At 68.7% G+C, this 24,837-nt stretch carries 27 protein-coding genes; 20 read left to right on the plus strand and 7 right to left on the minus strand.

The window, feature by feature from the left end; translation table 11 throughout:
- The first annotated feature begins 172 nt into the window (after positions 1–172).
- Together AC5Y7E_RS08200 and AC5Y7E_RS08205 are read left to right on the plus strand one after the other, a co-directional pair.
- The gene (locus AC5Y7E_RS08200) at positions 173–1,669 is read left to right on the plus strand and encodes a cryptochrome/photolyase family protein (RefSeq protein WP_499948411.1); all 1,497 of its coding nucleotides are present in this window, start codon (positions 173–175) and stop codon (positions 1,667–1,669) included.
- Positions 1,669–2,046, plus strand: coding sequence for an SRPBCC family protein (locus AC5Y7E_RS08205; RefSeq protein ID WP_499920231.1), 378 nt, complete (start codon positions 1,669–1,671; stop codon positions 2,044–2,046). Before AC5Y7E_RS08200 ends, AC5Y7E_RS08205 begins: the two co-directional genes overlap by 1 nt.
- A gap of 169 nt (positions 2,047–2,215) precedes the next feature.
- On the opposite strand, the gene AC5Y7E_RS08210 is transcribed toward AC5Y7E_RS08205, so the two are convergent.
- Together AC5Y7E_RS08210 and AC5Y7E_RS08215 are read right to left on the minus strand one after the other, a co-directional pair.
- Positions 2,216–3,172, minus strand: a complete 957-nt coding sequence (locus tag AC5Y7E_RS08210; RefSeq protein WP_067356295.1) for an electron transfer flavoprotein subunit alpha/FixB family protein — start codon at positions 3,170–3,172, stop codon at positions 2,216–2,218.
- Between the two features lie 35 nt (positions 3,173–3,207).
- Positions 3,208–3,999, minus strand: coding sequence for an electron transfer flavoprotein subunit beta/FixA family protein (locus tag AC5Y7E_RS08215; RefSeq protein WP_067356298.1), 792 nt, complete (start codon positions 3,997–3,999; stop codon positions 3,208–3,210).
- A 287-nt stretch (positions 4,000–4,286) separates the two neighbouring features.
- On the opposite strand from AC5Y7E_RS08215, the gene AC5Y7E_RS08220 reads away from it, so the two are divergent.
- The 4 genes from AC5Y7E_RS08220 to AC5Y7E_RS08235 are packed head-to-tail and all read left to right on the plus strand — an operon-like array spanning position 4,287 to position 9,318.
- Positions 4,287–5,111, plus strand: coding sequence for a class I SAM-dependent methyltransferase (locus AC5Y7E_RS08220; protein WP_499948414.1), 825 nt, complete (start codon positions 4,287–4,289; stop codon positions 5,109–5,111).
- Positions 5,108–6,688, plus strand: coding sequence for a 1,4-alpha-glucan branching protein domain-containing protein (locus tag AC5Y7E_RS08225; RefSeq protein ID WP_499948416.1), 1,581 nt, complete (start codon positions 5,108–5,110; stop codon positions 6,686–6,688). The genes AC5Y7E_RS08220 and AC5Y7E_RS08225 overlap by 4 nt, the downstream gene beginning before the upstream one ends.
- Before the next feature lie 13 nt (positions 6,689–6,701).
- The gene (locus tag AC5Y7E_RS08230; protein WP_499948418.1) at positions 6,702–7,946 is read left to right on the plus strand and encodes a glycosyltransferase family 4 protein; all 1,245 of its coding nucleotides are present in this window, start codon (positions 6,702–6,704) and stop codon (positions 7,944–7,946) included.
- A 16-nt stretch (positions 7,947–7,962) separates the two neighbouring features.
- Positions 7,963–9,318, plus strand: a complete 1,356-nt coding sequence (locus AC5Y7E_RS08235; protein WP_499948420.1) for a TIGR01777 family oxidoreductase — start codon at positions 7,963–7,965, stop codon at positions 9,316–9,318.
- Positions 9,319–9,327: 9 nt separating this feature from the next.
- On the opposite strand, the gene AC5Y7E_RS08240 is transcribed toward AC5Y7E_RS08235, so the two are convergent.
- From AC5Y7E_RS08240 to AC5Y7E_RS08250, 3 genes are all read right to left on the minus strand, one after another.
- Positions 9,328–10,407, minus strand: a complete 1,080-nt coding sequence (locus AC5Y7E_RS08240; RefSeq protein ID WP_499948422.1) for an NAD-dependent epimerase/dehydratase family protein — start codon at positions 10,405–10,407, stop codon at positions 9,328–9,330.
- A 24-nt stretch (positions 10,408–10,431) separates the two neighbouring features.
- Positions 10,432–11,115 carry a phosphodiesterase gene (locus tag AC5Y7E_RS08245; protein ID WP_499948424.1) on the minus strand — a complete coding sequence of 228 codons (684 nt, stop codon included), beginning with the start codon at positions 11,113–11,115 and terminating at the stop codon, positions 10,432–10,434.
- A gap of 78 nt (positions 11,116–11,193) precedes the next feature.
- Positions 11,194–11,922, minus strand: coding sequence for an Rv1815 family serine proteinase (locus AC5Y7E_RS08250; RefSeq protein WP_499948425.1), 729 nt, complete (start codon positions 11,920–11,922; stop codon positions 11,194–11,196).
- Between the two features lie 418 nt (positions 11,923–12,340).
- Between AC5Y7E_RS08250 and AC5Y7E_RS08255 the strand changes: the two genes are divergently transcribed.
- On the plus strand, positions 12,341–12,772 hold the full coding sequence (locus AC5Y7E_RS08255; RefSeq protein WP_499948427.1) for an STAS domain-containing protein: 432 nt from the start codon (positions 12,341–12,343) through the stop codon (positions 12,770–12,772).
- A gap of 23 nt (positions 12,773–12,795) precedes the next feature.
- On the opposite strand, the gene AC5Y7E_RS08260 is transcribed toward AC5Y7E_RS08255, so the two are convergent.
- Positions 12,796–13,296, minus strand: a complete 501-nt coding sequence (locus tag AC5Y7E_RS08260; RefSeq protein ID WP_499948429.1) for a MarR family winged helix-turn-helix transcriptional regulator — start codon at positions 13,294–13,296, stop codon at positions 12,796–12,798.
- Between the two features lie 307 nt (positions 13,297–13,603).
- Between AC5Y7E_RS08260 and AC5Y7E_RS08265 the strand changes: the two genes are divergently transcribed.
- The 13 genes from AC5Y7E_RS08265 to AC5Y7E_RS08325 all read left to right on the plus strand — a co-directional run bounded on the left by AC5Y7E_RS08265 (position 13,604) and on the right by AC5Y7E_RS08325 (position 23,580).
- The gene (locus tag AC5Y7E_RS08265) at positions 13,604–14,722 is read left to right on the plus strand and encodes a polyprenyl synthetase family protein (RefSeq protein ID WP_499948430.1); all 1,119 of its coding nucleotides are present in this window, start codon (positions 13,604–13,606) and stop codon (positions 14,720–14,722) included.
- A gap of 28 nt (positions 14,723–14,750) precedes the next feature.
- A complete protein-coding gene (gene crtI, locus AC5Y7E_RS08270) occupies positions 14,751–16,271 on the plus strand; it encodes a phytoene desaturase family protein (protein ID WP_499948432.1) in 1,521 nt (506 codons plus the stop codon).
- Positions 16,268–17,221 carry a phytoene/squalene synthase family protein gene (locus AC5Y7E_RS08275; protein ID WP_499948434.1) on the plus strand — a complete coding sequence of 318 codons (954 nt, stop codon included), beginning with the start codon at positions 16,268–16,270 and terminating at the stop codon, positions 17,219–17,221. The genes crtI and AC5Y7E_RS08275 overlap by 4 nt, the downstream gene beginning before the upstream one ends.
- Entirely contained in the window at positions 17,218–17,541 is a 324-nt protein-coding gene (locus AC5Y7E_RS08280) for a lycopene cyclase domain-containing protein (RefSeq protein ID WP_499948435.1), read from the plus strand. The genes AC5Y7E_RS08275 and AC5Y7E_RS08280 overlap by 4 nt, the downstream gene beginning before the upstream one ends.
- Positions 17,538–17,849, plus strand: a complete 312-nt coding sequence (locus AC5Y7E_RS08285; RefSeq protein WP_499948436.1) for a lycopene cyclase domain-containing protein — start codon at positions 17,538–17,540, stop codon at positions 17,847–17,849. Before AC5Y7E_RS08280 ends, AC5Y7E_RS08285 begins: the two co-directional genes overlap by 4 nt.
- Positions 17,836–18,555 carry a class I SAM-dependent methyltransferase gene (locus AC5Y7E_RS08290; RefSeq protein WP_499920123.1) on the plus strand — a complete coding sequence of 240 codons (720 nt, stop codon included), beginning with the start codon at positions 17,836–17,838 and terminating at the stop codon, positions 18,553–18,555. Before AC5Y7E_RS08285 ends, AC5Y7E_RS08290 begins: the two co-directional genes overlap by 14 nt.
- Positions 18,552–20,078 (plus strand): FAD-dependent oxidoreductase, encoded by a 1,527-nt coding sequence (locus AC5Y7E_RS08295; RefSeq protein ID WP_499948438.1) that lies wholly within the window; start codon positions 18,552–18,554, stop codon positions 20,076–20,078. The genes AC5Y7E_RS08290 and AC5Y7E_RS08295 overlap by 4 nt, the downstream gene beginning before the upstream one ends.
- Positions 20,075–21,085 (plus strand): Rieske (2Fe-2S) protein, encoded by a 1,011-nt coding sequence (locus tag AC5Y7E_RS08300; protein ID WP_499948440.1) that lies wholly within the window; start codon positions 20,075–20,077, stop codon positions 21,083–21,085. The genes AC5Y7E_RS08295 and AC5Y7E_RS08300 overlap by 4 nt, the downstream gene beginning before the upstream one ends.
- A gap of 25 nt (positions 21,086–21,110) precedes the next feature.
- Complete coding sequence (locus AC5Y7E_RS08305) at positions 21,111–21,500, plus strand: DUF2784 domain-containing protein (protein WP_499948441.1); 390 nt, start codon at positions 21,111–21,113, stop codon at positions 21,498–21,500.
- A 312-nt stretch (positions 21,501–21,812) separates the two neighbouring features.
- Complete coding sequence (locus tag AC5Y7E_RS08310) at positions 21,813–22,250, plus strand: hypothetical protein (RefSeq protein WP_499920119.1); 438 nt, start codon at positions 21,813–21,815, stop codon at positions 22,248–22,250.
- Positions 22,247–22,462, plus strand: a complete 216-nt coding sequence (locus tag AC5Y7E_RS08315) for a hypervirulence associated TUDOR domain-containing protein (protein WP_499948443.1) — start codon at positions 22,247–22,249, stop codon at positions 22,460–22,462. Before AC5Y7E_RS08310 ends, AC5Y7E_RS08315 begins: the two co-directional genes overlap by 4 nt.
- Positions 22,463–22,489: 27 nt before the next feature.
- Positions 22,490–22,822, plus strand: a complete 333-nt coding sequence (locus tag AC5Y7E_RS08320; protein ID WP_499948444.1) for a DUF3140 domain-containing protein — start codon at positions 22,490–22,492, stop codon at positions 22,820–22,822.
- 188 nt (positions 22,823–23,010) lie between these two features.
- The gene (locus tag AC5Y7E_RS08325) at positions 23,011–23,580 is read left to right on the plus strand and encodes a MarR family winged helix-turn-helix transcriptional regulator (RefSeq protein WP_499948446.1); all 570 of its coding nucleotides are present in this window, start codon (positions 23,011–23,013) and stop codon (positions 23,578–23,580) included.
- On the opposite strand, the gene AC5Y7E_RS08330 is transcribed toward AC5Y7E_RS08325, so the two are convergent.
- Positions 23,577–24,827 carry a glycosyltransferase gene (locus tag AC5Y7E_RS08330; protein WP_499948448.1) on the minus strand — a complete coding sequence of 417 codons (1,251 nt, stop codon included), beginning with the start codon at positions 24,825–24,827 and terminating at the stop codon, positions 23,577–23,579. The genes AC5Y7E_RS08325 and AC5Y7E_RS08330 overlap by 4 nt on opposite strands.
- Positions 24,828–24,837 lie beyond the last annotated feature (10 nt).

Below are 24,837 nucleotides of genomic sequence, written 5' to 3' on the forward strand. Positions count from 1 at the left end.
GATGAGCTAGTCGGCATCGCCGCTGTGACGTGTCGGTGCACGTCAGATGACGAACTGTGCGCGCAGGCCCCAGCGGTGCGACGCGGCTCACACAGCACGCGACGGCGGGATGAACGCTGCGTTGCCGATTGCCCACGGTTGAGCCCGCACCGCACCGGGTAGCACGTGCAGGGTGACTAGTTCGTCGACGATCCGGACTCCTCGCCGCTGGTGCTTCGCCGATCAACTGGGCCCGCACTTCCTGGATCACCCCGCCCAGCCCGTGCTGCTGATCGAGTCCCGCGCGGTCTTCGAACGCCGCCGATTCCACCGCCGCAAGGCCCACCTCGTGCTGTCCGCACTGCGCCACCGCGCGGCCGAACTGGGCGACCAGGCACAGTTCCTGCAGACCCGTACCTACGGCGAAGCCCTGGAACGGGTGCCGGAGCGAATCAGCGTGTGTCAGCCCACCACCTGGGCGGCGGATCGCTTCGTGCGGTCGAAGCCGGCGATCGACGTGCTGCCCCCGCGCGGGTTCTGCACCGACCGCGCGGAGTTCGACGAGTGGGCCAAGCGGCAGCGCACGCTGCTGCTGGAGAACTTCTACCGCGACGCGCGCCGCCGGTTCGACCTGTTGATGGACGGGAGCCAGCCCGCGGGCGGTCGGTGGAACTTCGACGCCGACAACCGCGAGCCGGCGCCCAAGCACGCGAAGACATTGGACGTGCCCGCGCCCTGGCGCCCCGTCGAGGACGACATCGACGAGCAGGTGCGCGCCGACCTGGACCGCTGGGAACGCGACGGCGCCGTCACCTTCGTCGGCCGCGACGGGCCGCGCGAATTCCCCGTCACCGCAACCGAAGCGCAGTCCGCCCTGCGGGTGTTCCTGCGGGATCGGTTGCCGCACTTCGGCCCTCACGAGGACGCCATGCTCTCGCGTGACCGGTTCATGGCGCACAGCCTGCTGTCCGCGCCGATGAATTTGGGCCTGCTGGACCCGCTGGATTGTGCGTACGCGGCCGAAGACGCCTACCGGGCGGGCGACGCCGCACTCAACAGCGTCGAGGGCTACATCCGCCAGCTGATCGGGTGGCGCGACTACATCTGGCACGTCTATTGGCATTTCGGACCCGACTATCGGCACCGCAACGCGCTCAACGCGCGCGCGGGGCTGCCGAACTGGTTCGCCGACCTCGACGCCGACGCGGTCGAAGCGCGCTGCCTCAAAGACGTGCTGGCCCAGGTGCGCGACCACGGCTGGGCGCATCACATCCCGCGGCTGATGGTGTTGTCCAACTACGCGCTGCAGCGCGGGTGGGATCCCACGGCGGTCACCGACTGGTTCCACCGGTGCTTCGTCGACGGCTACGAGTGGGTGATGGTCGCCAATGTCGTGGGCATGTCGCAGCACGCGGACGGCGGCCTGATGGCGACGAAGCCCTACGCCGCGGGGGGTGCCTACATCAACCGCATGAGCGACTATTGCGCGGACTGCTCGTATCGCCCCACCGAGCGGGTGGGTGAGCGCGCCTGCCCCTTCACGGGCGGCTACTGGTCGTTCCTGAACCGCAACGAGAAGTCTCTGGCGGGCAACCGGCGCATGATCCAACCGTTGGCGGGCCTGCGGCGACTCACCGATCTCGACGACGTCGTCGAACAACAGCACCGGCTCGGGCAGGCCGCGCCGTGATGTTGACCGTGGACAAATACACCGCGGCGCCCCCGGCCGCGGTGTGGGAATTGCTGGTCGACCTGGACGCGTGGCCGAAGTGGGGCCCGACGATTCGCCGCGCCCGCCTCGACGCGCCACACACCGAGCTGGCCTTGCATGCCACCGGCACCGTGCAGACCTCCCTGCTGATCGCGGTGCCGTTCGAAGTCACCGAGTACGAGCCGGGGCGCCACTGGGCGTGGAAGGTGGCCGGTGTGCCGGCGACCCGGCATCGGGTGGACGCGGTGGGTGGTGGCTCGCGGGTGAGCATTTCGGTGCCGTGGTGGTCCGCCCCCTACCTGACGGTGTGTTCCGTCGCGGTGCGCCGCATCGACGCGATGCTGACCGGCGCCTAGCGGAGGTCGACGCCCGGCCCCGAGAACCATTGCGCGGCTTGGCAATCCACTAGCACGGGCGCTAGCGGATTCGGAGTCCGGTTCACGGTGTGGACACGGCGCCCCTGTGCCGTGACCGAACGCAAAAGCCCCCGGCACCGCGGTGCCGGGGGCCGTGCGGCCGAGAGGCTCAGCCCTTGCGAGTCTTGATCGCCTCGGTCAGCTGCGGCGCGACCTTGAACAGGTCGCCCACCACGCCGTAGTCGGCGATCTCGAAGATGGGCGCCTCTTCGTCCTTGTTGACCGCGATGATCGTCTTGGACGTCTGCATGCCCGCGCGGTGCTGGATGGCACCCGAGATGCCCAGCGCGATGTAGAGCTGCGGCGAGACGGTCTTACCGGTCTGGCCCACCTGGAACTGGCCCGGGTAGTAGCCGGAGTCGACGGCGGCGCGCGACGCACCGACGGCCGCACCCAGCGAGTCGGCCAGCTCCTCGACGACGCTGAAGTTCTCCGCGCTGCCGACACCGCGACCACCGGAGACGACGATGGTGGCCTCGGTCAGTTCCGGACGGTCACCGGCGACCGCGGGCTCGCGGGCGGTGATCTTGGTGGCGTTCTCCGCCTGGGCCGGGACCTCGACCTTGACCTCTTCGCCGGCACCGGCCTGCGGTTCGGCGTCGACGGCGCCGGCGCGCACGGTGATCACCGGGGTGTCGCCGTTGGCCTGCGCCTCCACCGTGAACGCGCCACCGAAGATGGAGTAGGTCGCCTTGTTGCCTTCCTTGACCTCGACCACGTCGACCAGCAGGCCGGATCCGATCCGGGCCGCGAGCCGGCCGGCGATCTCCTTGCCGTCGGCGTTGGCCGACAGGATCACCGCGGCGGGCGAGTTGGACTCGGCAAGCGAGGCCAGCACGTCGACCACCGGGGTGATCAGGTATTTGTCGACGTCATCGGACTCGGCGACGTAGATCTTGGCGGCGCCGGCCTCCTTGAGCCCGTCGACCAAGGGCGCGGCGGTCCCGGGAGCGCCGACCACGACGGCGGCGGGCTCGCCCAGCGCGCGGGCGGCGGTGATCAGTTCGGAGGTGACCTTCTTCAGCGCACCTTCTGCGTGCTCGACGAGCACCAGTACTTCAGCCATGGGTTATTTCGCTCTTCTCGTCTTGAGGGAATCGGTCAGATGATCTTCTGGGCAACCAGGTACTTGGCGACGTCGTTTCCGCCCTCGCCCTCGTCGGTGACCTTCTCGCCCGCGGTCTTCGGCGGCTTCGGCGTCGACGACAGCACGGTCGATCCGGCGTTTTCCAGCCCGACCTCGTCGCTCTCGACCCCGATCTCCGCCAGGGTCAGCACAGTGACCTCTTTCTTCTTGGCGGCCATGATGCCCTTGAACGAGGGGAAGCGCGGCTCGTTGATCTTCTCGGTGACACTGACCACCGCGGGCAGGGTGGCCTCGAGCGTGAACACGCCCTCGTCCGTCTCCCGTTCGCCGGTGACCTTGTCGCCCTCGATGGAGAGCTTGCGCACGTGGGTGAGCTGCGGCAGGCCCAGGTACTCGGCGATCACGGCCGGCACCGCGCCGCCGGTCCCGTCGGTGGCCTCGTTGCCGGCGATGACCAGCTCGGTGCCCTCGATGGTGCCCAGCGCGCGCGCCAGGGCCCATCCGGTCTGCACCACGTCCGAGCCGTGCAGGCCGTCGTCCTTGAGATGGACGGCCTTGTCGGCGCCCATCGACAGCGCCTTGCGGATCGCCTCGGTGGCGCGCTCAGGACCCGCGGTCAACACGGTCACCGAGCCTTCGCCGCCCTCGCGCTCGCGGATCTGCAGCGCCTCTTCCACCGCGCGCTCGTTGATCTCGTCGAGCACCGCGTCGGCGGCCTCGCGGTCCAACGTGTAGTCGCCGTCAGACAGCTTGCGCTCCGACCAGGTGTCTGGGACCTGCTTGATCAGGACCACGATGTTCGTCATGAGTGTGGTTCGTCCTCCTAGAAGGGGGGCTCGCAGCAATCGACTGCGAAACCTCGGTACGCGTTTTTCGCAACGCACGGCCGTGTTACTACCCGGTAACTTTGTGCGGTATGCATTCACACCATAGCTGGTCGCTCAGGCCATATTGCCCGCTCCTCCCTCGTCCACTGCCGCGGTCGGGGTCGTCGCCGGGCGGCACGTTCTCGCAGCCCGTCCGCCGCCTGAGTACGCGGGGGTCCGCTTCCCCGGTTCGCGAATCCGACACTTCGCGTTAGCCTGCCTATGCAATGAGCGCACCGGTCCCTGACGTCCCGCAGCACACCCCCGGCGACACCGCCTCGGCGGGTGACGCCGTGATGATGCTGACGGGCGAGCGCACCATCCCGGGTTTGGACATCGAGAACTACTGGTTTCGCCGCCACGAGGTCGTCTACCAGCGGCTTGCCGAGCGTTGCGTGGGCGCCGACGTACTCGAGGCCGGCTGCGGCGAGGGTTACGGCGCCGATCTGATCGCCGGGGTCGCCCGCCGGGTCATCGCGGTGGATTACGACGAGGCCGCGGTGGCCCATGTCCGCAGCCGCTACCCGCGGGTGGACGTCATGCAGGCGAACCTCGCGCGGCTGCCGCTGCCCGACTCGTCGGTGGATGTTGTGGTCAACTTCCAGGTGATCGAACACCTGTGGGACCAAACACAGTTCGTCATCGAGTGCGCCCGAGTGCTGCGGCCGTCGGGCCTTCTGATGATGTCGACGCCCAATCGGATCACCTTCTCCCCGGGTCGCGACACCCCGGTCAACCCGTTCCACACCCGGGAGCTCGACGCCGCGGAACTGACCCAGCTGCTCATCGACGGCGGCTTCACCGACGTGTCGATCAGCGGCCTGTTCCACGGCCCGAGGCTTCGCGAGATGGATGCCCGGCACGGCGGCTCGATCATCGACGCGCAGATCGCGCGGGCGGTCGCCGATGCGCCGTGGCCGCCGCAGCTGGTGGCCGACGTCGCCGCCGTCACCATCGGGGACTTCGACCTGGTCGAGGCCGATGCGGGTACCCGCACGGGCTACCCCATCGATGACAGCCTCGACCTGATCGCAATCGCGGTAGCCCCGTGAGCGCGCCGCAGAACCGCGTTCCCGGCCTCTTCACCCTGGTTTTGCACACCCACCTGCCCTGGCTGGCCCACCACGGCCGCTGGCCGGTCGGCGAGGAGTGGCTGTATCAATCCTGGGCGGCGGCCTACCTGCCGCTGATGCGCGTGCTGAACACCTTGGCCGGCGAAGAGCGCCGCGGCGTGCTCACACTGGGCGTCACCCCGGTGGTGAACGCGCAGCTCGACGACCCCTACTGCCTGGACGGCATGCATCACTGGCTGGCCAACTGGCGGCTGCGCGGCCTGGAGGCCACCAGCGTGCGGTCCGCTCCCCGCTCGAAGTCGGTCGGCTACCAGTCATGCACACCGGAAGCGTTGCGCGCCTTAGGGATTCGCGAATCCGCCGAGGCGCAGCGAGCGCTGGACGACTTCGCCACGCTGTGGCGGCACGGCGGCAGCCCCTTGCTGCGCAACCTGCTCGACGCGGGCGCGGTGGAGCTGCTCGGCGGCCCGCTGGCCCATCCGTTCCAGCCGCTGCTGGCGCCGCGGCTGCGTGAGTTCGCGCTGCGCGAGGGTTTGGCCGATGCGCATGCTCGTCTGAGGCACCGCCCGGGCGGGATCTGGGCGCCCGAATGCGCCTACGCGCCCGGCATGGAGCACGACTATTCCGCCGCGGGCGTCACTCATTTCATGGTCGACGGTCCGTCGCTGCACGGCGACACGGCGCTGGGCCGGCCCGTCGGCGACACCGAGGTGGTCGCGTTCGGGCGTGACCTGCAGGTCAGCTACCGGGTGTGGTCACCGAAATCCGGCTACCCCGGGCACGCCGCGTACCGCGATTTCCACACCTACGACCACCTCACCGGACTCAAGCCGGCCAGGGTGACCGGCCGCAACGTGTCCTCGCAGGACAAGGCGCCCTACGACCCCGAGCGCGCCGACCACGCTGTCGACATCCACGTCGCCGACTTCGTCGACGTGGTCCGCAACCGCCTGCTCTCGGAGTCCGACCGCATCGGGCGACCGGCTCATGTGGTCGCCGCCTTCGACACCGAGCTGTTCGGCCACTGGTGGTACGAGGGCCCGACGTGGCTGGAGCGGGTGCTGCGGGCCCTGCCCGAGGCCGGCGTCCGAGTGGGCACGCTGACTGACGCCCTCGCCGACGGTTTCGTCGGGACCCCGGTGGACCTGCCGCCCAGCTCGTGGGGCTCGGGCAAGGACTGGCAGGTTTGGGCCGGCGACCAGGTCGCCGATCTGGTCGCGCTGAACAGCGAAGTGGTCGACATGGCGTTGAGCACCGTCGACAAGGCGCTGTCCCAGACGGCGTCGCTGGACGGGCCCATCCCCCGCGACCACGTCGCCGATCAGATCCTGCGCGAAACGCTGCTCACCGTCTCCAGTGACTGGCCTTTCATGGTCAGCAAGGACTCGGCCACGGATTACGCCCGCTACCGCGCGCACCTGCACGCGCACGCCACCCGCGAGATCGCCGACGCACTGGCGTCCGGGCGGCGGGAGACCGCGCAGCGGCTGGCGCAGGGATGGAACCGCGCCGACGGCCTGTTCGGCGCCCTCGACGCCCGCAGGCTGCCCCGATGAGGCGGGCCGCGGCGTGAAAGTCCTGATGGTGTCGTGGGAATACCCGCCGGTGGTGATCGGCGGCCTCGGCCGGCACGTCCACCATCTGTCGACCGCGCTGGCCGCCGCCGGTCACGACGTCGTCGTGCTGTCGCGGCGTCCCACCGGAACCGATCCCCGCAGCCATCCGTCGTCGGACCACATCAGCGAGGGCGTCCGGGTGATCGCCGCCGCCCAGGACCCGCACGAATTCACCTTCGGCACCGACATGATGGCGTGGACGCTCGCAATGGGCCACTCCATGATCCGCGCCGGTCTGCCCCTGACGAAGCCGGGCACCAACCGCGCCTGGCGGCCCGACGTCGTGCACGCCCACGACTGGCTGGTGGCCCATCCGGCGATAGCGCTGGCCCAGTTCTACGATGCGCCAATCGTTTCCACGATCCACGCCACCGAAGCCGGCCGGCATTCCGGCTGGGTCAGCGGTGCGATCAGCCGCCAGGTGCACGCGGTCGAATCGTGGCTGGTGCGCGAATCCGACTCGCTGATCACCTGCTCGGCGTCGATGGCCGACGAAATCACCGAGCTGTTCGGCCCCGGCCTGGCCGAGATCACCGTGATCTGCAACGGCATCGAGACGGCACGATGGCCGTTTGCCCGGCGCCGGCCGCGCATCGGGCCGGCCGAGCTGCTCTACCTGGGCCGGCTGGAATACGAGAAGGGTGTGCACGACGTCATCGCCGCGCTGCCCCGCATCAGGCGCAGCCACCCGGGCACCACGTTGACCATCGCGGGTGAGGGCACCCAGCAGGCCTGGCTGATCGAGCAGGCCCGTAAACACCGGGTGCTCAAGGCGATTCGGTTCGTCGGGCATCTCGATCATGCCGAGCTGCTGGCCGTCCTGCATCGCGCCGACGCCGCGGTGCTGCCCAGTCACTACGAGCCGTTCGGGATCGTGGCGCTGGAGGCGGCCGCGGCGGGCACTCCCCTGGTGACGTCGGACATCGGCGGCCTGGGCGAGGCGGTGATCAACGGTCAGACCGGTGTCTCGTGCCCGCCCCGCGACGTGGCCCGGCTGGCAGCCGCGGTGCGCACCGTGCTCGACGACCCGCAGGCCGCGCAGCGGCGCGCCCACGCCGCCCGCGAACGGCTCACGTCGGATTTCGACTGGCACACGGTCGCGGACAAGACCGCGCAGGTGTATCTGTCGGCCAAGCGTGGCGTGCGGCAGCCGCACGCCCGGCTGCCGATCATCGAACACGCCCTGCCGGACCGGTAGCGGCTACCTTCGAGGCATGGGGCTGGACTATTCGAGCGTCGTGGACGCTCCCATCACCGACGTTTTCGATTGGCATGGCAGGCCGGGTGCGTTCGCCCGGCTTTCGCCGCCGTGGCAGCCGATGCGGCTGGTCACCGAGGCCACCTCACTCGAGGATGGGCGGGCCACGCTGGCGCTGCCCGGGGGTCTGCGCTGGGTCGCGGTCCATCAGCCCGACGGCTACGACCCGCCGCGGCGTTTCGTCGACGCCATCGGCGGCGACGGCCTGGCCGCGCTCCCGGCGCGAATTGCGGTGCGCTGGCGGCACACCCACGAATTCGAAGATCTTCCAGACAATCGCACCAGGGTGATCGACAGGGTCGACACACCAGTGCCCGGTTCGCTGTTGCGGCCCATGTTCGATTACCGGCATCGCCAGCTGTCCGACGACTTGGCCGCCCACCGGCTGGCCGCCGAGAACGGACTGCGATCCCTGACGATCGCCATCACCGGATCGTCGGGGCTGGTCGGTTCGGCGTTGACCGCCTTCCTGCGCACCGGTGGGCATCGGGTGATCAAGCTGGTCCGCCACTCCGCAGGCGGCGACGATGAGCGACGGTGGAGTCCCGACGATCCCGACCAGGACCTGTTCGACGGGATCGACGCGGTGATCCACCTCGCGGGCGCCTCGATCGCCGGCCGATTCACCGACAAGCACCGGAAGGCTATCCGGGACAGCAGGATTGGGCCGACTCGACGGCTCGCCGAACTGCTGGGCCGCCGCGAGTCCCGGCCGGGCACGCTGATCTCGGCGTCGGCGATCGGCTACTACGGATACGACCGGGGCGATGAAACGCTTACCGAGGACAGCGATCGCGGCGACGGGTTCCTGGCCGACGTCGTGACCGACTGGGAGGAGGCGACCACGCCCGCCCAGCAATCGGGGGTGCGGGTCGTCCATGTGCGCACCGGCATCGTGCAGTCGCCCGCCGGGGGGACGTTGAAGCTGATGCGTCCGCTGTTCAGCGCCGGGCTGGGTGGCCGCCTCGGCGACGGTCGACAATGGCTGTCCTGGATCGGGATCGACGATCTGGTGGAGGTCTATCACCGTGCCCTGTGGGACGCCACGTTGTCCGGTCCGGTGAATGCCGTTGCACCGCAACAGGTTCGCAACAGCAACTACACCACTACCCTGGCGGCGGTGTTGCACCGGCCGGCGGTGCTGCCGGTGCCGTCGCTGGGTCCACGGCTGCTGCTGGGTGGGCAGGGCGCCCGCGAGCTGGCGTGCGCGAGCCAGCGAGTGGCGCCCGCCAAACTCGCCGCAGCCGGGCATCGGTTCCGCCAACCGGACCTGGATCAGGCGCTGCGTCACCTGTTGGGACGCACCGGTTGACGATGCTCGTCACGGCACCCGCCGGACGGTGAGCGGCCCGGCGGTGACGTCGCGCCCTAGCGCCTCGACCAACGACCGGGACCTCAGCACGGGGCTCGGTGTCCCCGACGCGTGCAGGAACCCGTCGATGAGGTCGCCCAGTGCGGCCACCGATTCCCAGTGCGGCGACCAGTCGAGCACGCCGCGCGCCCGGCCGGTCTCCAGCAGCGGCAGCGAAAACGCCATATCGAGCCAGCCGCGGTCGATCGGCTGCAATCGGGCACGCCACGAGGCCTCCACCGCCAACCCGAGCAGGCCCGAGGGCACGTGAATCGGGCGTGCCCGCAACACTTTTGCGATGTCGTCGCGGGACACGGGCGGTTCCGCGGCCAGATTGAACGGACCCGTGGCGCCACGCTCGATCGCCTTTACGCAGGCGTCGGCGACGTCGTCGGCATGCACCACGGACACGCACAGCGAGCGGTCCAGCGGCAGCACCGGCAGCCAGCGCAGCCATCGCGAGTCCAGGTATGCGGGCAGGGTGTAGCGGCGCAGACCCGGCGCGGCGTCGCGCTGCATGATGAATCCCGGCCGCATCCGGGTGATGCCGACGCCGTCGGGATTGCGGCGCTCGTAGTCGTCGAGCATATGCTCCACCGTGGATTTCGCCCGGCTGTAGGCAGACGACCTGATGCCCGCCGTCGACCACGATTCGTCGACCTTTTCCCCGTACCGTCCGGGTGCATAGGTGCCCACCGATGACATGTGCACCAGCTGAGGAACTTTGACGTTGTGCGCAGCGCTCAGCACGGCGGAGCTCCCGTTGATGGCGACCGCGTCCAGGTAGCGCGTATTACGCGTGGGTTGAAACCCCCACGCCAGATGGATCACACACTGTGCGCCGCGAAAAACGTTGAGCAGCTGGATTTCCACGCCCGGGTCCGCGAGGTCGAGCTCCTGCCATTGGACGGATCCATACACGCCCTCCGGCGGCGGGCGCCTGCGGGTGACACCGACGATCTCATAGTCAGTGCCGCCTTCGGCGAGTCGGCGCAGCAGCGCGGTGCCGACGTTGCCACTGGCTCCGGTGATGACGATCCGCTTGGACACGGCTACCTCCTTGACAGCGGGCGGCTACTCTTCGGCGTCTCTGCCGTCGCGGCTGTGCTGATAGGCGCGGGCGCGCAGGTCCGCGAGCCAGCGGGGATGCAGGCTCAAGCCGGGTGCGGTGTTGAGGACGGGGTCGAACGACACGTCCCCGTCGGCGTCGGGATCGATGGCGGTGGTCAGCGTGATACGGGCCAAGGCTGTGAAATCGCCTCGGCCGCAGGCTTGATCGAGCGCCACCTCGATGTTGCTGCGCTCGAGCTTGGACCGCACGCTGTCCAGGGACAACCCGGACCCGCCGATCTCGCTCGAGGTCCGGGCCCGAAGCCACCAGTTGTTGCCCCGGTAGTGCAACGGCATCAGTGTGGTCAGCGTTTGACCGTTCCACGATGTGGCAGGCCGTAGCGCCAGCGCACGCGACAGCACCCCCGACCCGGACGAGACGAGCAGGATGTCCCACGGCTTGTCGGCCGGCTGCGACGCGGGCAGCCGCACGGCAAGGCCGATGAAGTCGGGCAGCGCCCCGGGCGTGCCGCTGGCCTTCGACACGCGCGCAACGATTTCCGAAGACGCGATCGGCAAGCCCTGGGCCGCGGGGGCAACGCGCTCGATGAAGCCCTCCGCGAGTACCCCCATCGGATGGAAGAACCGCTTACCCCGGATCGCGGAGCCCCACTGAAAGGGCAGCGCCACAAGATCGAAAACGTTCACCGGCGGCGGATTCCCATTCTGCGGCGGTGAAAACCGGCCCGCGCAAATCCGCCGTGCCGGCGGTGTGGGCGGCGTCGATCAGGGCGAGACGGCAGCGCCTGCGTGCCGGCCGATCATTCGCAGCGCGGGCGGATGCTGTTGCGGGCTGTAGGTGTGGCTGTCGATGTAGACCTGCGCCATGACCGCCTGCCACGACTCGATCTGGGGTACGGACTTCCACATGCCCTCGACCAATCCCACGATCAAAGCGTTGTGTTCATCGGTCAGGGTGTAAACCGGGCCGCCGAAGTCTCGGCTGTCCGAAACCATGCCGGTGATGGCGAAGCGGCCGTCGCCGACCGAGCTGACCGAGCCGCATCGCTGGCCGGTGGCGCGCAGCTGGCATACGGGCATCCCGGGCTGAGCGCGCGTGTCCGGCGCGGATCCCAGATGCCGCCCCGTCGGCAGCACATCGGTCGCTGCCACATCCGGCGCGATCGCAATGACTTCGTATTCCACGGGCGGCAGTGTGTCGGCGGCCGAATCCGCGTCCACTTGGCGCCGGCCCAAGACCACGTTGCCGATCGGCCTGCGGTCACGGTCGGTTACCACCGACTGCCCACCATCGCATTGGCCACTGGTCATGGCGACCCGTAACCGCGGCTCGACCAATCCCACCATGCAGACCGTGCTGCCTTGGTGGATCTCCATTCCGGGGAAAACCGTGCCGCCCGGATCGGCAGCCGCCTGACCCGGAACGCCAACAAGCAGTGTCGTGAATGCGGATGCGGCCGCTAACCGACGTAGGCGGCAGCCGAGCTCTTCCATTGGGACGCATCACCCCTCACGTCCGGGGCCCTTCGCGTTTGCTACTTGACACGCGTATACCCGCGGCCTGCGCGGCCAAACCGTTTTCCGGTCGGCCGGTAAGCGAACAAGCGCTGGTTGCCAGAAGGCCGGCAAACGAAGACTTCACGGGTCCACATCCGTCGACCTGCGGTGGAAAGCGCTGGTCCGGTTCGCGCCAGGTTCGCCGCGCGGCCCGGGCCAGTTCGGCGAATCGACATCTGGACGCTCACCTGGGCGGTAGGCTGCCGAACAGGTTGAGTTCACAGCTGCGTCTCTAACGGGAGCGGTGTGCAAAACACCGTTCACTCCCTCGTCACCAAGATCGATAGGCGGTCTCATGGCTGCTATTAACTCCGCAAATTCAGCGGACCAATACGACCCCGCACGGTGCCGGTACATGGCTCACTTCGACCGGGCAAACCTTTTCGTCTACGCGCGCAATCTCGGCACGGTCCTGCGCGTCGACGGCGAGGTCGACGCCTCGAACGCAACGGACCTCACCCAGGCGATCCGAAACTTCGCCCGGCTCAAGACCCCCCTGGTGCTCGACCTCAGCCAGCTGCGTTTCGTCAGTGTCGAGGGGTTCCGCTCGTTGCTATTACTCAACGACGAGCTCCGCAAGGCGCGCGTGTACTGCAGCGTGGTCGGCGGCGCGGCGGTTCGTCCCCTGTTACGGATCGTGCATCACAACGGGCTGCCGATCGCCGGTTCGGTGCCCGAGGCATTTCAGAACCTTGAAGACATGCTGAGGGCGCGACAACGGTTCCTGTCCGAGCTGGCGCGGCCGAGACCGGCGCGGACGCAACCTGCTCGCAGCGCCGCGTCATAATCGTCGGTGGCCCGCTGTAGCGCTTAGGGTTTCGTCGACCCGTCGACCAGTTCGTGCTGAAAGCGACGCAGCGCGTCGATCACCGCGGCGAAGACTCGATGCGCGGCGCTCAGGTCCGTATCGGGTAGCTCGGCGAGCGCGACTCGGGTATGCGCGTTGAGCGGGCTGAAGAACGACCGGGCGGTGGCAAGACCGGATTCATCGTTACGCAACACCACCTTTCGGCGGTCGGCCGGGTCGTCGTCCCGACGGATATGACCGGCGTCGATCAGCCTGTCCACCAGATAGGTGATCGCCGAGCCCGACAGACCCATCCGCTGACTGAGGTCGCTCGAGGTCATCGGCCGCCCGCCCATCTCCGCCACCATGATGTAGAGCAAGGCACGGAAATCGTTGGGCCGCAGGCTATGTATCAACGCGAACAACCGACCGATCTGATCGGACTCGGTTGACAGCTCCCGCAGATCGGCCGATATCAGCGACTCCAGCTCGTCTCGGCCGCAGCGCTGCCCATCAGCGTCCATAACGCTGTGAGCATATCGCCGATCGGGTGACATTTCAGTTACTTAAACTTTCACCCACAGCCGCTGGTGTCAGGCACTTGATGGACACGACACGAATCGGTCGCCTCGACTGGCGCCCACCGGTGAAGTTCATTAAATTAATGTTTAAGTTATTGAACAAGGTGGTATGTCGTAGCGGGCGGCGCGGGGGCGCGCCTGTCGGTCCTCGCTGTGGTTTTGCCCGCTTCATCGGCGGGTATGACGCGTGTGCTTGGGCCGCGCAGGCCTCGACCATTCCAGGCCGTCCGGGAGGGAGCGCTTGGGCAGTATGAGAGCTTTGTCGTTTTCACCCGCCGATGCGCCGGCGGCGATCGGTTGGCTCAGCGGTGACGACTTCGAATCGTGGCGGTCGGATTTGCGGCGGATGGTGTGGGACGGTGTCGCCGATTTCATCGCAGCCCGCCGTGCCGGCGACCTCGACGGGGTGCGCATCGACGCCGCCGGCGACATTCTGGTTCAGTTCGTCTCCGGCGGTAAATGCCTGCGGTCGACGTTCGTTTACCTGGGCTGGCTGTGCGGCGCGCCGCCCCACGACGCGGCCGTGCGAGCGGCGGCCAGTTTCGAGTTGCTGCACGCCTTCGCCCTGCTCCAAGACGACGTCATGGACAGTTCGGACGAACGGCGCGGCCGCCCCTCGGCGCATCGGCAATTCGGCCAATGGCATTGCGAGCGCGGATTGTCCGGATCGTCACGGCGATTCGGTGAATCGGCGGCCATCCTGCTGGGTGACCTCTGCCTCATCTGGGCCGAACAGATGCTGCGCGAGAGCGGCGTCGAGCCCCGGCGCCTGCAACGCGCGTGGCCGCGCTATGACGCCATGCGCACCGAGCTCGCGATCGGGCAGTTCGCCGACTTGACGAACGACGCGCGGCACGTTCCTGGGCTGGAGGCCGTGCTCGATGTGGCACGGCGTAAGTCCGGCAATTACACCGTGCGCCGGCCGCTGGAGATCGGCGCGGCGATGGGCGAGTGCGACGACCGGACGTTGTCCCAACTGGGCCGCTACGGCGCCGTCGTCGGCGAGGCGTTCCAGCTTCGCGACGACGTGCTCGGGGTTTTGGGCTCGCCGGCGGTAACGGGGAAGCCGAGTGCCGGCGATCTGCTCGAGCGCAAGGCGACGAGCGTGGTGGTGGCCGCCCACCAACTGGCCGATGCGTCGACCCGGCGTGAACTCGTCGAGCTGGCGAATCGTGAAACCCTCGACGACAATGCAATCGACCGGTGGAAAACGCTGATCGTCGAGACGGGCGCGGTGCAGCTGATCGAGCAGATGATCGGCGACCGTGTCGCTTCCGCGCGCGACCACGTCAGCGACCTGCCGATCGACGAACCCGTTCGCACCGCGCTGGACGAAATGGCGGCCGTCTGCACGGATCGCGTTGAATGAGTAGCGCCGACGGGGGAGCCTGTTGATCATGCGGACCATCGAAGGGCGCGGAGACCACGTGGTGGTGATCGGCGCCGGGCTGGCGGGGCTTTCCGCGGCACTGCACCTGGCCGGCCGCGGGCGCGCGGTCACGGTGGTCGAGCGCGAGCCGTGGCCGGGCGGCCGGGCCGGCCGCCTCGACGTCGACGGCTACCGGATCGACACCGGACCCACGGTGCTCACCATGCCGGACATCATCGACGAGACGTTCGCGGCCGTGGGCGAACGGCTCTGTGACCGCATGGAGTTGTTGACGGTCGATCCGGCGTACCGCGCCGTATTCGCCGACGGCAGCGCACTCGCCGTGCACAGTGATGCCGACCGGATGGCCGATGCCGTCGCGGAGTTCGCTGGCTTCGGGCAGGCAGCGGGCTACCTACGGCTTCGACGGTGGCTGACGCGCTTGTACCGCACCGAATTCGACGGCTTCATCGCCGCGAACTTCGATTCGCCGCTGTCGCTGCTCACCCCGCGGCTGGCGCAGCTGACCGCGATCGGCGGCTTCCGCAAGTGGGACCGGATGGTCAAGCGGTACATCACCGACCCACGGTTGCAGCGGATCTTCACCTTCCAATCGCTGTACGCCGGCGTGGCGCCGCGTGACGCCCTGGCGGTATACGCGGTGATCGCCTACATGGACACCATCTCGGGGGTGGTGTTCCCGCGCGGGGGCGTACGGGCGCTGCCCGACGCACTGGCCGCGGCCGCCGCCGACGCCGGCGTCCAATTCCGTTACGGCGCAACCGTTACCGCACTCGAACGCAGCGGCGGGCGGATCACCGCCGTGGTGACCGAGCAGTCCGGATCCATCGCCTGTGACGCGGTGGTGCTGACCACCGAGCTGCCGCAGACCTACGCGTTGCTGGGCCGCACACCGCGTCGCGCGCTGCGGCTGCGTCCCTCGCCCTCGGCCGTGGTCGCGCACCTGGGCTGTCCCGCCGTCGCATCCGGGACGGCCCACCACACCATCCTGTTCGGCGAGGCGTGGGATCAGACGTTCACCGACATCGTCGACGACGGACGACTCATGCGGGACCCGTCGTTACTGGTCACCCGCCCGACGGCCAGCGACCCGACCTTGGCCCCCGAGGGACGCGACCTGCTCTACGTGCTCGCCCCGGCGCCGAACCTGGATCGGGGCACCATCGATTGGGCCGGCACCGGCGGCGCCTACGTCGAGGACATGATCTCGCACGTGGCTGACCGGATGCTGCCCGGTTTGCCGCACGACGCAACGGTTTTGGGCGTCGTCACACCGGCCGACTGGGCACGGCAGGGGATGGCGGCCGGCAGCCCGTTCGCGCTCGCCCACACGTTCGGTCAGACGGGACCGTTTCGTCCCGGCAACATGGTGCGCGGCATCGACAACGCGGTGCTGGCCGGGTCCTCCACGGTTCCCGGAGTCGGGGTTCCGACCACGCTGATCTCCGGGCGGCTCGCCGCCGACCGCGTCACCGGCATCCCCACCCGATCGAGCGCGCACTTCGACATGAAAGCCGGTTTGCCGTGATGCGCAGCGAGTTGGCCGCCGCCGGAATCGACGATCCGCGGCTGCGCGACGGATACCGCCGATGCCGCGAACTCAATGCCGCGCACGGCCGCACGTTCTTTCTGGCCACCCGCTTGCTCGCGCCCGACCAGCGGCCGCCGGTGCACGCACTGTACGGCTTCGCGCGATACGCCGACGACATCCTCGACGATCTCGACCCGCAGGTGGGCGCCGACGTCCGCGGCCGGCGGCTGCAGGAGCTGTCGCAGCGATTCTTCTACGGCGGTGCCCACCTAAACGATCCGCTGGTGGCCGCGGTCACCGACACCGTGCGGCGCTATCGGATCAGCGCCGGGCTGTTCGAGGACTTTCTGGCTTCCATGCGGATGGATCTCACCGTCACCGACTATCCCGACCGCACCGCCCTGAACCTGTACATGCGGGGCTCCGCGGAAGCCATTGGGCTGCAAGTGCTTCCGATACTGGGCACGGTGACGCCCGCGGAGGAAGCCGCGCCGTACGCCGCGGCACTGGGCCGTGCCTTCCAGTTGACCAACTTCCTGCGCGATATCGACGAGGACCTGCAGCGTGGCCGGGTGTACCTGCCGGCCGACGAACTGGCCGCCGAGGGCGTCGACCGAGAGCTGTTGGCCTGGTGCCACGCGCATCGGCGCACCGATGCGCGGGTGCGCCGGGCCCTGATCGCCCAGCATGAGATCGCCCGGCAAACCTACCGATTCGCCACGGCGGGGATCGCCACGCTGGCGGCCCGGTCGCGACCGTGCGTGGCGACCGCGGCCGCCCTGTACTCAGAGATCTTGGACTGCATCGAACGGAGCGACTTCGCGGTGTTCGATCACCGCGCCACCGTCGGTAAGGCGCGACGGCTTCGGGTCGCCGGTGCGGGACTGATACGGTCGTGGCGAGCGCGGAACGGCGCGCGGGGCGTTCGTCAATCGGGGGCCGCATGAGCGATCGGTGGCAGTACCTGGCTGTGCTCGCCGCATGCCTGGTGATCACCGCTCCGCTGGAGATCTTCGGCCCCGGCGTCTACCGACAGTGGCGCCGGGTCATCAAGGCGGTCGTGCCGGTCGCTGTCGTGTTCCTGGTCTGGGATGAGATCGCGGTTGCCGCGCACGTGTGGACGTATGACCGCGCGTACCTGTGCGGCCTGAGCATCCCGTTCCGGGTGCCCATCGAGGAGGTGCTGTTCTTCCTCGTCATTCCGGTGTGCGCGTTGCTGACCTACAACGCCGTGACCACCATCCTGGCAAAGGTGCACCGCCGATGACCGGCCTCGGCTACACCCTGCCGGCCGCGGTGGCGGTATTGCTGGTCTGCGCAATGGAATTGGCGGTCCTGCGGACCGGGCTGTTCCGGCGGCCGGCGTACTGGCTGTCGATGTTGATCGTGCTGGGATTCCAGATCCCGGTGGACGGCTGGCTGACCAAACTCAGCTCCCCCATCGTCAGCTATGACGACAAACAGCTGAGCGGCGTGCGTTTCCCGTTCGACATCCCGGTCGAAGATTTTCTGTTCGGCTTCGCGTTGGTCACCGCGGTGCTGCTGCTGTGGGAGCGGCAACGTGCGCGTCGGTGATGCGGGCCCCGCCGAGTTGGCGGCCGCGTTCGACGCCGGCGCGCCGGCCTACGACCGCCTGGTGGGTGCCAGCCCCGGCTATCACGCGCAGCTGACGTTATCGGCTCGACGGATGCGGATTCCCGACCGCGGCAAGGGGTTACGGTTGCTCGATGCCGGATGCGGCACGGGCGCCTCGACGGCCGCGCTGCTCGCCGTCGCGCCCGAGGCCGACATCGTCGCCGTCGACGCGTCGCGCGGAATGCTCGATGCGGCGCTCGCGAAGCGCTGGCCCGACTCGGTGCGCTTCGTGCACACGCCCGTCGAACAGCTGGCCGAGCACGGGATCACCGGCCCGTTCGACGGCATCCTGGCCGCCTACCTGATCCGCAACGTCGCCGACCGCGACGCACAGCTGCGCAAGTTCCGCGAATTGTTGCGTCCGGGCGGCACGCTGGCGGTGCACGAATATTCGGTGCGCGACTCGGCCGCGGCGACGCGGATCTGGCACGCCGTGTGCTGGGGCATCATCATCCCCGCCGGGTGGTGGCGCACCCGGGACGCCGGGCTGTATCGCTACTTGTGGCGCAGCGTGCTGGCGTTCGACGGCGCGGCCCGCTTTCGGATTCGCCTTGCCGACGCCGGTTTCACCGCGGTGCACAGCGAGACGATGCCCGGCTGGGAAGCCAACATCGTGCACACTTTCCTGGCGGATGCGCCGCGATGAGCCCCGACCGGCGTCGCCGAACGTTCCCCGCGCCAACGGGATTGGCGGACGCGGGTGCGCTGGCGTCGCGGCCGCGGGTGGCCGTCGTCGGCGGTGGTATCGCCGGGCTGGCGGCCGCCACCGGGCTGGCCGAGCGCGGTGTCGACGTCGAGGTCATCGAAAGCGAGCCCTACCTCGGCGGCCGGGTGGGGGGATGGACCGAGCGGGACGGCGGCGCCGAGCTCGCGATGAACCGTGGCTTCCACGCGTTCTTCCGGCAGTATTACAACCTACGCGCCCTGCTGGGTCGAATCGACCCGCAGCTTCGGATGCTCACTCCCGTAACGGATTACCCGCTGATCGACGGGGCAGGCCGGCGCGACAGCTTCCGCGGGCTGCCGCGCACCCCACCGTGGAACGCCGTGATGTTCGCGGCGCGCAGCCCCACGTTCCGGCTGCGTGACTTCACCCGCATCGACGCCCGCGCCGCCGCACCACTGGCCGCCGTCTCGGTGCCCGGCACCTACCAGCGCCTGGACCACACCGACGCCGCGACGTTTCTCGAAGACATCCGCTTCCCCGAGGCCGCACGGCATCTGGCGTTCGAGGTGTTCTCCCGCAGCTTCTTCGCCGATCCCTCCCAGCTCTCGGCGGCCGAGCTGGCGACCATGTTTCACATCTACTTCCTGGGGTCGTCCGAAGGCCTGATCTTCGACGTGCCGTGCGCGAACTACGACAGCGCCCTGTGGCAGCCGTTGCGTGGCTACCTCGAAGGGCGGGGCGTGCGGTTCCGGCTCGCCACCAAAGTGCTGAGCATCGACACGGAATCGACGACGCCATTCCGGGTGCGCACCGATTCCGGTGACCACTCCGGCGTCGACGCCGTCGTGTTGGCCGCCGACATCGAGGGTTTGAAACGGATCGTTGCGGCATCGAGCGACCTGGGCACCGACGAGTGGCGCGCGCAGATATCGCGGCTGCGCACCGCGCCGCCGTTCGCCGTGCACCGGTTGTGGCTCGACCGCCCGGTGGCGGCGCACCGGCCGGCGTTTCTGGGCACCGCCGGCCACGAGCCGCTCGACAACATCAGCGTGCTGGAGCGCTACGAATGCGAAGCCCGCGCGTGGGCAGCCGCGAATCACGGTTCCGTCGTCGAACTGCATTCTTACGCTTTGGATTCCGTGCCGTCCCGCCCCGCCGCGCTGCGACAGCTGCACAGGATCTATCCGGAAACCGCTGCGGCACAGATCGTCCACGAGAAGCTGCTGCATCGCAGCGACTGCCCGCTGTTTCCGCCCGGCTCCTATCCCCATCGGCCGCCGGTCAGCACGCCCACGCCGGGTCTGTTGCTGGCCGGCGACGCCATCCGCATCGACTTGCCGGTGGCACTCATGGAGCGGGCCGCCACCACCGGTTGGTGCGCCGCGAACCAACTCCTGCAACGATGGGGGTTAGCCGGACACTCGTTGGCCACGGTACCCACCCAAGGCCGGTCACCACTGCTGCGATGGCTTGCCGACCGCGAAAGAGCCACCCGATCATGAGGATTCGCGAACAACTTCGACAACGCCTGTCGGCCGCCCGGGCCAAAGACTGGCCGCTGCAGGTGATCCCGCGCGCGTCATGGGCCGATCAGCGCCCGACGTATCGCGACGCACAGCCCACCATCATCGAGGGCGCGCTGCGGCGCTCGCAGCGCAAACCCACCGGCAACTGGTACGCGTTCGCGGCCAGCGACCGGGTGCCCGGCGGGCGGCCCGTCGGCACGCGCGTCGCGGGTGTCGACCTCGTCGCCTGGCGCGACGAGCGAGGCCGGCTGTGCGTGGGGCCGCGCAGTTGTCCGCACCTGGGGGCGGACCTGGCCACCGGCACTGTGCACCGGGGCGCGCTGATCTGCCGCTGGCACGGCCTGACTCTGGACGGGCGCGCTCGCGAATTCGGCTGGAGCCCGTTGCCCAGTCACGACGACGGCGTCCTGGCATGGGTGCGGCTCGACGCGGTGGGCAAGGAGCAGCCGCTGGATCGGCCGGTGATTCCGCAGCGGCCGAGCGGCGACACGCTGAGCGCGGTCGCCCGCATGGTGGGTGTGTGCGAGCCGAGCGACATCATCGCCAACCGCCTCGATCCGTGGCACGGCGCGTGGTTTCACCCCTACTCGTTCACCCGGCTCGATGTGCTTACCACGCCCACCGAGCAGGCCGACCGGTTCCTGGTTGCGGTGACCTTCCGGATGGGACGCCTGGGGGTGCCCGTCGTCGCGGAGTTCAGCTGCCCGGAGGCGCGCACCATCGTCATGCGCATCGTCGACGGCGAGGGCACCGGCAGCGTCGTCGAAACCCACGCGACGCCAATGGGTTCGGGTCCCGATGGCCGACCGCGCACCGCCGTCCTGGAAGCCACCGTCGCGCATTCGGACCGGCCCGGTTTCACCAGGGCCTCGCGGGCGGCGCCGTTGATCACGCCCCTCATGCGCTATGCCTCCACCAAACTCTGGCGCGATGATCTCGCCTATGCCGAACGCCGCTACCAGGTCCGCGCGGGCGTCGGGTAGCCCTGCGCGTGCAAGAATTCCCAGCGTGCGCAAGCTCTACGTCGCCGTGGTCGCGGTGACCGTCGGCGTTCATTTGGCCTACCTGCTGTACGTGCCGTGCGGTGGTTTCCTCGCGTTGCGCCGGCCCAGGTCCATCGCGCTGCACGTGCCGGCGGTGGCCTGGGGCGTCGCGGTGGTGGTGTTCGGGCTGCGCTGCCCACTGACGTCCGTGGAATCGTGGGCCCGCCGTCGCGCGGATATGGATCTGCTGCCCACGTCCGGATTCGTCGACCGTTATGTGACGGGACGTTTCGTGCCGCCCGGGCGCGTGGGCGCTGCGCAGGCGCTCGCGTTCACCGCCGCCGCCATCTCATGGGGTGTATTCGGCCGCCGGGTAACCGGCCGCGGGTGCCGCGGCATGCCGACCGCCGGTTGACCGCCGCCGCACCGCCCACAGCACACCACCCACCAGCAGGACCGCCAGCACGATCAGGGCGGGCCACATCGCCAACTGCGCGAGCCACAAACGTCGTTGCAGGCGCAACATCTTCCGCTCCGCACGCCCCAGGCGCCGGGAAGTCTCGAGCACAGTCATCGCCAGACCTGATACCCACCGCGCACCCATTCAAACCGCCACGCGGCTCTCCACCCTTCTGAAAACTTAACTATTCATTTACTGAATCGCCGTATCGAGGATTCGGGCCCGCCTGCGCAGGGAATGCCATAGCTCTACGCGGGGAGGAACCTGATGAGCGACGGGGCCGGCACCGAGATCGACGGCGTTGCGCAGGCGGTAGGACGAGTGACCGAGGCGCTGGAAACCGTCGAGCGCGCCCGCGGACATCTGTATTCCTTCCATCAGCTGACCGGTCGCGCCGACCTGCAACTCGACGAGGCCGTGGCGCGGCTGAACGAAATCGGCCAGGGCGACCTGGCCGAGCACATCAGCCGCGAGCTGATCGGGCGCAACGTCCTGCCGGGCCGGTGGAGCTTCCAGGTAGTCGAGGAGTATGACGACGGTTACTACCGCTGTTTCGAAGAGACCGAGCGGCTGGTCCGAACCCGACTCGCCAACGGTCGCCGCCACGTTCACGAGATGGCCTTGAAGGAGCGACGGCGCACCGTCGGCAATCCGGCGCACACCGCGTCCCCCAGTGATGAATCGGCGAAAGGTGAATCCCTATGAGCAGCAATGAATTCAACAAGGGCGACAAGGTGGAGTGGCAAAGTCACGGCACCACGGTCCGCGGCACTGTCGAGGCCAAAATCACCTCCGACACCGAAGCCGCCGGACGCACGGTGCGGGCTTCCGAAGACGAGCCGCAGTACAAGGTGCGCAGCGACAAGACGGGTGCCGACGCGGTCCACAAGCCGGACGCACTACGCCGCGCAAAGTGATGCGCGTCAACAGGATCAGGACTCAGCATGACCGACGACAAAGGAACCACCTGGGAACGATTCCAGGACACCGTCAACATGACCGCACGCGAGCTGGAGAAGTGGCTCGGCACCGAGGAATCGAAGAGCGTTGGGCAAAAGCAGGGCGGTGACGAGTCCACCGGCCACGCCAGTGGCCGGCACATCGTTCAGATCCTCAAGGCGAAACGTGCCGACCTCACCGACGCCGACTATGCCCACATGCGAAAGGTGGTCGGCTACGCCAAACGCCACCTGGCGCAGCGTCCGCACGGAGAGATCGACGAGAGCCCGTGGCGATACTCGTTGATGAACTGGGGCCACGACCCGGCGAAGTCCTGATAGCCCCTGCTGGTTGGGGGTGCCGTAGGCTGAGGGCCATCGATTGCACCGCGCACGCTGCGGGCGTGTTTGCACTCAGCGTGTACCCGAAATGGGCTACAAAGGACAAACGCCCGAGCGTTTCGGCGGCCGCGATCAACGGCCGCCGATACGCTGGCCGGCGTATCTTTCAAGAAGGATGCGGGTAAGTGACCAAGCGCGCCGCTGACCGGCGATTAGACCGGGCCGAACTCGAGAAATTGATGTCGGCCGACATGCGCGCGATCACCGCGCAGTCCGACCGCATCGGCCGGCACTTCGCCCGCCAAAACGATGTCAGTGGCACTGACTTCCACGCCTTGCTGCACATCATGGTTGCCGAAACCGCCGGCGAACCGTTGACCGCCGCGCAGCTGCGGCGGCGCATGGACGTGTCACCGGCCGCCATCACCTATCTCGTCGATCGCATGATCGACGCCGGCCACGTCCGGCGCGAACCCGACCCTCAGGACCGGCGCAAGACCCTGCTGCGCTACGAGAAGCCCGGGATGGCCCTGGCCCGGTCGTTCTTCACTCCCCTTGGCGCCGAACTACATACTGCGTTGGCCCATCTTCCCGATCGCGACCTGGCCGCGGCACATCGGGTGTTCGCCTCCATGATCGAGGCGATGGCCGGCTTCGAATCTCGGCTTGCCGCAGCAAGTTCCAAAGCGCCGGCCGCCGAGGCGAAGCGCCCGACGGCGAAAGGCCGTCGCGGTCCGGCGAAACGCGGCGACTAGTGAACCGGCCCCTCGACAACGCGGCCCAGTAGCCGCTGCTCGACCAGGTCGGCACCGCGGCCAACGCCTCCGGTTGCGGCGAATCCGGCGGCCACCCGGCGCGCGCCGTCGACCATCGTCATCGCCTCGCACACCTTCGCCCGCAGCCGCGCCGCGGTGATCCTCTTGGCGGCCAGGCGGGTACCGCACCGGGCGACCTCCACTCGCCGCGCCACCTCGGCCTGGTCGCGGGCGAAGGGCACGACGCAGACCGGCACGCCGCGATCGAGGGCCTTGAGCGTCGTGCCCATCCCCCCGTGTGTGATCGCGCAACTGGCCTTGTCGAGTATGGCCGCGTGCGGCACGAATTCGCACACGGTGGCGTTCGCCGGCCGGGGCAGATCGGTGGGTACACCGGCGGGGAACGTCGCCACCACATGAACGTCCTCGTCGGCCAGCGCGCGCAAGGCGGTTCGTCCCAGAATCTCGTCGGCCTGCCGCAGCGAGGAGGTGTTCACCAACACCATCGGTCGATCGATGGCGTCGATCCACTTCGGTGTTGCTGTCGGCGCGGGCTCGAACACGCAGGCGCCGATGTGGTGTACCAGGCCGGCCCACCCGGGATGCGGGTATTCGAACGGCTCGCCGCCGACGGCCAATACCAGTGGGGCGCGCCGGATGAAGCCGTCCACCGATGTCACCGGCGGCACACCCAGCCCAGCACGAATGGCGTTGATACGAGGCAACATTGGCCGGTCGAACACGTGCCGGACGATCGGTCGCAGCCCGGCGTCGCGGATGCCGCCGGCAATGCCGGGTAGCGGGCGCATTCCGGGACCGAATGGTGGCACTCCACGGGAGCGCAGGTAGGGGGTGAACGGCGAGAAGAGCAGCCACGGAATGCTCCCGGCGTCCGCGACCGACAAAGCCCCCCAGCAGTTCGCATCCACGATGAGCACATCCGGCCGGATCGCTTCCGACGCGCGCCGAAAGTCGTCGACCTCCAGCACCGCTCGCCGGCACAGCACGTCGATCGACAACTTCAGCACTCCCAGAGCGTTTCGCGCCTCCCAGTCGTTGCCGACAATCGCTTCGATGGCCGGGTCGACCGGCTCGGCGTGCACGCCGGCCGACCGCATCGTCGAGACGCCGGCCGACATGGTGCGCAGATGAACGTCGTGGCCGCGCCGGGCCAGCTCGGCCAGCAGCGCCCCGGTCGGCAACAGATGCCCCAAGGCAGGCGACCCGTACGCCAGGATTACGGCCACGTCGCGGGTA

Source organism: Mycobacterium sp. NGS17 (assembly GCF_059813205.1).

Excerpts from the sequence above, each read along its gene's own strand:
- AC5Y7E_RS08205 (WP_499920231.1), top strand. The coding sequence starts at position 1,669 with ATGTTGACCGTGGACAAATACACCGCGGCGCCCCCGGCCGCGGTGTGG.
- AC5Y7E_RS08210 (WP_067356295.1), bottom strand. The coding sequence starts at position 3,172 with ATGGCTGAAGTACTGGTGCTCGTCGAGCACGCAGAAGGTGCGCTGAAG.
- AC5Y7E_RS08215 (WP_067356298.1), bottom strand. The coding sequence starts at position 3,999 with ATGACGAACATCGTGGTCCTGATCAAGCAGGTCCCAGACACCTGGTCG.
- AC5Y7E_RS08220 (WP_499948414.1), top strand. The coding sequence starts at position 4,287 with ATGAGCGCACCGGTCCCTGACGTCCCGCAGCACACCCCCGGCGACACC.
- AC5Y7E_RS08235 (WP_499948420.1), top strand. The coding sequence starts at position 7,963 with ATGGGGCTGGACTATTCGAGCGTCGTGGACGCTCCCATCACCGACGTT.
- AC5Y7E_RS08250 (WP_499948425.1), bottom strand. The coding sequence starts at position 11,922 with ATGGAAGAGCTCGGCTGCCGCCTACGTCGGTTAGCGGCCGCATCCGCA.
- AC5Y7E_RS08255 (WP_499948427.1), top strand. The coding sequence starts at position 12,341 with ATGGCTCACTTCGACCGGGCAAACCTTTTCGTCTACGCGCGCAATCTC.
- AC5Y7E_RS08260 (WP_499948429.1), bottom strand. The coding sequence starts at position 13,296 with ATGGACGCTGATGGGCAGCGCTGCGGCCGAGACGAGCTGGAGTCGCTG.
- AC5Y7E_RS08265 (WP_499948430.1), top strand. The coding sequence starts at position 13,604 with ATGAGAGCTTTGTCGTTTTCACCCGCCGATGCGCCGGCGGCGATCGGT.
- crtI (WP_499948432.1), top strand. The coding sequence starts at position 14,751 with ATGCGGACCATCGAAGGGCGCGGAGACCACGTGGTGGTGATCGGCGCC.
- AC5Y7E_RS08280 (WP_499948435.1), top strand. The coding sequence starts at position 17,218 with ATGAGCGATCGGTGGCAGTACCTGGCTGTGCTCGCCGCATGCCTGGTG.
- AC5Y7E_RS08285 (WP_499948436.1), top strand. The coding sequence starts at position 17,538 with ATGACCGGCCTCGGCTACACCCTGCCGGCCGCGGTGGCGGTATTGCTG.
- AC5Y7E_RS08295 (WP_499948438.1), top strand. The coding sequence starts at position 18,552 with ATGAGCCCCGACCGGCGTCGCCGAACGTTCCCCGCGCCAACGGGATTG.
- AC5Y7E_RS08300 (WP_499948440.1), top strand. The coding sequence starts at position 20,075 with ATGAGGATTCGCGAACAACTTCGACAACGCCTGTCGGCCGCCCGGGCC.
- AC5Y7E_RS08310 (WP_499920119.1), top strand. The coding sequence starts at position 21,813 with ATGAGCGACGGGGCCGGCACCGAGATCGACGGCGTTGCGCAGGCGGTA.
- AC5Y7E_RS08315 (WP_499948443.1), top strand. The coding sequence starts at position 22,247 with ATGAGCAGCAATGAATTCAACAAGGGCGACAAGGTGGAGTGGCAAAGT.
- AC5Y7E_RS08320 (WP_499948444.1), top strand. The coding sequence starts at position 22,490 with ATGACCGACGACAAAGGAACCACCTGGGAACGATTCCAGGACACCGTC.